Genomic DNA, 3,910 nt, shown 5'->3' on the forward strand with positions numbered 1-3,910 from the left:
CGATGAAGGTCTACGCCGCCGAGCCGCACGCGTTCACCGACCACGAGGAGCACCTGCTGGGCATGCTCGCGGTCGCGGCCGCCACCCTGCTGGGGGCCGCCCAGGGCACCGGGGCGGCTCAAAGGCTCAGTGCCGAACTGCCAGGTGTGCTGGTGGAGCGGCAACAGGTCCAGGCGGCTGTGGGGATGCTGATGGAACGCCACGACCTCGACGCCAAAGCGGCCCACACCCGGTTGCTGGCCGCCGCCCGCCAGCAACAGGTGCCCGTACTGGATCTCGCCGTGCGTCTGACGCACCGGGCCGATGACCCGCGGCTGTGAACGGGCCCCGCCATGGACGATGAGACCATCGGCGCCGACCAGGCCCGGCGCCTGCGCGCGGGCCTGCAAACTGCGGAACTGAAGCTGGACACGTTGTGGATGCACTACTTCAGCCTCGGCGGCACCGTGGACCAGATGGAGGTCGAGGCCTACCTGCACCACGCCCTGACCCTGCCGGGCCTGCAACGCGACCTGCTCGCCCACGCCCTCGGTGAGCTGACCGACCGGCGTCGGGTCCCGCTCATCCCGTTCACCGCCGACTACTCCACCCCCGACGGCCGCGCCTACGCCACCGAAGACGAGCAGCACCCGCCTGCGGGCCCGCAGCACCGCGGCGAGGAGAAGCCCTGACCGTGGACCGTCCCCCGTCCCCCGTCCCACCAGGCGTGCCGGAGAATCCGGGGCCCTGAAACGACTCCCGGCCGATCACAGCGGCGTAGGCTGAGAACCCAGGGCTGAAGCTGAGGCAGAGAGGCACTCACCGACCGGGCCCCGTGTGCGCCGGAGTGATCTCCGGCCGGATCCCCCAGGTTTGTGAGCACCACCATGACAGCCCAGAGCCCCGTTCTCGAACTCACCGCGGTCTTCGCCCGCATCCAAGGCATGCTGCTGAGCCGGGAAGCCGCCGCCGACGCGGTGCACCAGCTGGCCCAGGTCGCCCGCGACCTCATCACCTCCGCGGCCGGGGCCGGGGTGTCCGTGCTGGACCCGGCCGGCACCCGGATCTCCACCGGAGCCACCGACCGGGTGGTGGAGACCGCCGACGCCGCCCAGTACGAACTCGGGGAAGGCCCGTGCCTGTCCGCCTGGGCCACCACCGCCCCCCAACGCCTCGATGACACTGCCACCGACACCCGGTGGCCCGGGTGGTCGGCGGCCGTCCAACCCCTGGGGGTGCGCTCGGTGCTCAGCGCCCCGATGGTCTTCCGCGGGGAAACGGTGGGGGCGATGAAGGTCTACGCCACCACCGCGGGCGCCTTCACCGACGCCGACGAGACGATGCTGAGCCTGCTGGCCGGGGCCGCGGCGACCCTGATCGGTGCCGGGCAGAGCCCTGAAGCCCCGCACCGGCTCAGCGCGGCCCTGCAGGAGACCCTCACCGACCGGCAGACCATCGACGTGGCCACCGGCATGCTCATGGCACACCGGCACCTGCCTCAGGGTGAGGCCCGCCGCCTGATGCTGGATACCGCCCGCACCGAGAACCGTTCCCTGCTCGAGATCGCCCGCCACCTGCTGGACCGCGCCACCGACCCCGCCCCGTAGCACTCACGGCCCCACCCCGAACATGGGGTCATTCCAGGATCATCACAGCACCGCGGCAGAAGGACGGGCATGGACGACATCGCTGTGGGCCGGGAGCAGGCCCGCGCCCTGGGTGCGGCCTTGCACCGGACCGGGATCAAGGTGCACGAGTTGTGGTTGCAGTCCTTCCGTTTCGGTGGAGAAACCGGCGAAATGGAGATCCAGGCCTACCTCCACCACTGCCTGCGGCTACCGCCCTTCCACCGGGATCTGCTGGCCCACGCCGCCAACACCCTCATCGACCAACTCCCCCCGCCCCGGGCCCCCTATTCCACGGAACTCACCGACCCGGCTCGTCCTGTTTAGTGGCCGGTAACCGGGCCATATGTAAAGCGGCAGAGATCTGACGCGGTATCAAGAATCTTCTGACGGCCCGACAGATTTTCCGCCATGACCCTCACGGCATGGACCTCTACTCGACGCCACTTAGCGCGGCGATCTCTGTGCCCGTAATCGCTACGCCGGCCGCTTCGGCCTGGTCTCAACGACTTCCAAGAGGCGCTGGGCATTGGCTGAGACCAGAGAAATATCTCGGTGGGCCATCGCGCCGGTGAGGGATTCGATGGCCGGAAATAGCTCCTCCCCCAGCCACTTTCGTGCCGGGTCGAACAGGCCATCGTCTACGACCTCCCTGAAGGCCGTGGTGGCGTTGAAAAGAGGGATGGAAATGTGCCGTCCCTCGTGCTGATCCACCCAGGTGCGGTCGATCTTGCGCACCAGGCGACTGGCCTGCAAGGACTTCACGGTGATCTCCGGGATGCTGAGCCCGCCTCCGACGTTCAGCGTCCCCACGAGGTCGCCGAGCTCATCGGCCAAATCCAACCGGCGCTCCACAACCTGACGCTGCTCCTCGGCCTGAGCCTTGGTCCGCTCGTGACGCAGGGTCAAGCGCAGCACGGCCACCGCCGCGAGGCCACCCAGCAGGGCAGCAATGATGTTGCCGACGAACCCGACCCACGTGTTGGCGTTGACCGTCCCGTCCGCCAGCAGAGCGGGCATCAGCCAGTGCCACGACCCCACCAGGCCGACGAAGAAGATCACGGTGCCTGCTATCAGAAGTGCTTGCCGGCGCCAACGGGGAGGCTTGGGGGGAAGTTTGGCCATGCCCTGACCATATGGGTTCCGCTACCTCAAATAGGGCCATGTCTCACCCCTGATGCAACGCCAGCACGTCTGGGGCGCGAGACGGGCGGTGGCGCACAAAAGGGGAAAGCGCACGCGATGACGTGCGTGCGACGATGCCCACACCAGAACGAGACGGGGAGCCCAGGCATGTCACGCAAGACGATACCGCGGTGGATTTATCACGTAGGAGCCGCCGTCTTCCTCATTGCGGGCCTAGTGCAGCTGTTCCAAGGGTTATCGCTCGGGTGGGCTGCCGTCATCGCCGCCGTGCTGACAGGCACGGGTCTCGCTCTGGCGGTGAAGATCCGCTGGGGCTGGTTGGTTGCCACGTGGGGGCTGATGACAGGCATCGTCTGGCTCTTGGCCATGCTGATGGGGCTTCTCGGCCGGGGCTACGACTTTTCTTTTGTCGGCTGGGCCGTCGGCATCGCTATGGCCACATACATCTATTGGCAGGACCGCCAAAAGCACCGGACAGATCAAACCCAGAACGAGTCCACCGGATCGCAGGACAGGCCCTAGAACCGAAGTCTCGAGCGCACGCGCAGGCCCCTCGGTGCAACACTGCAGTCCCCTTCGACAAAGGACAGCCGATGAAGCTCTCTGCGCAAGCCCGGAGATTTCTACGCCTCCCGTTGCTCGTGATCACCCTAAGCGCCGTCATCGGAGCCGGCGCCTGGATCTGGAGCGTCGCCTCGTGTTGCGAAGGCGGGGCCAACATCGGCGCCGGAGCGCTGTTCGCGATCGGGCTTGCCATGTTCGTCGGGGGATTCCTGTGGACGCTTCTCATCGTGCTGGTCGGGCTCCAGCGCAGGCAGTAGCTCCGCCCTGCCTGAACCGAGAACCGCAGCTATCGAGACAGGAACCCTCCCTGCATCAGCCCCCACCGGGTCCGGCGTGGGTTCGTTGCACAGAGACCGGACCATGGGCGAGGAGGTTCAGGCGGTCTCTGCCCCGGCGGGTTCATCCGTAGGGTCCGTTGCCGGGGTGCAGCGAGTATGTGGGGGCAGTGCTGCGCTCAGGTGCGGAGCGATGTGTGCCAACCGGGTGAGATAACCGTGGGCGTCCAGCTCGGCCAACGCGAGGCGAACCCGGGCCTTGGCCGTGCTGGCGCGGGCGGCGAGCTCGGCCAGAGCCAGGGTGTGCTCGGGACGGGTGCG

8 protein-coding genes are annotated in these 3,910 nt (G+C 67.8%); 6 read left to right on the forward strand and 2 right to left on the reverse strand.

Translation table 11 applies throughout. From position 1 onward, the window contains the following. From ACYVM4_RS18600 to ACYVM4_RS18615, 4 genes are all read left to right on the forward strand, one after another. A partial coding sequence (locus tag ACYVM4_RS18600; RefSeq protein ID WP_460669520.1) for an ANTAR domain-containing protein occupies nucleotides 1-320 on the forward strand: 320 nt, incomplete at its 5' end. A 12-nt stretch (nucleotides 321-332) separates the two neighbouring features. Beyond that, nucleotides 333-671: a hypothetical protein gene (locus ACYVM4_RS18605; RefSeq protein WP_460669521.1), complete on the forward strand. Its 339-nt coding sequence runs from the start codon at nucleotides 333-335 to the stop codon at nucleotides 669-671. 195 nt (nucleotides 672-866) lie between these two features. Beyond that, complete coding sequence (locus tag ACYVM4_RS18610) at nucleotides 867-1,586, forward strand: GAF and ANTAR domain-containing protein (RefSeq protein ID WP_460669522.1); 720 nt, start codon at nucleotides 867-869, stop codon at nucleotides 1,584-1,586. A gap of 69 nt (nucleotides 1,587-1,655) precedes the next feature. After that, complete coding sequence (locus ACYVM4_RS18615) at nucleotides 1,656-1,931, forward strand: hypothetical protein (protein WP_460669523.1); 276 nt, start codon at nucleotides 1,656-1,658, stop codon at nucleotides 1,929-1,931. Between the two features lie 150 nt (nucleotides 1,932-2,081). Here ACYVM4_RS18615 and ACYVM4_RS18620 read toward each other — a convergent pair whose 3' ends face one another. After that, the gene (locus ACYVM4_RS18620; protein WP_460669524.1) at nucleotides 2,082-2,666 is read right to left on the reverse strand and encodes a hypothetical protein; all 585 of its coding nucleotides are present in this window, start codon (nucleotides 2,664-2,666) and stop codon (nucleotides 2,082-2,084) included. 231 nt (nucleotides 2,667-2,897) lie between these two features. On the opposite strand from ACYVM4_RS18620, the gene ACYVM4_RS18625 reads away from it, so the two are divergent. Next, a complete protein-coding gene (locus ACYVM4_RS18625) occupies nucleotides 2,898-3,272 on the forward strand; it encodes a hypothetical protein (protein WP_460669525.1) in 375 nt (124 codons plus the stop codon). A gap of 71 nt (nucleotides 3,273-3,343) precedes the next feature. After that, a complete protein-coding gene (locus tag ACYVM4_RS18630) occupies nucleotides 3,344-3,571 on the forward strand; it encodes a hypothetical protein (protein WP_460669526.1) in 228 nt (75 codons plus the stop codon). 117 nt (nucleotides 3,572-3,688) lie between these two features. Here ACYVM4_RS18630 and ACYVM4_RS18635 read toward each other — a convergent pair. Then, on the reverse strand, nucleotides 3,689-3,910 hold a 222-nt coding region (locus tag ACYVM4_RS18635), incomplete at its 5' end, for a hypothetical protein (protein WP_460669527.1).

The sequence above is a fragment of the Kocuria himachalensis genome, assembly GCF_054784195.1.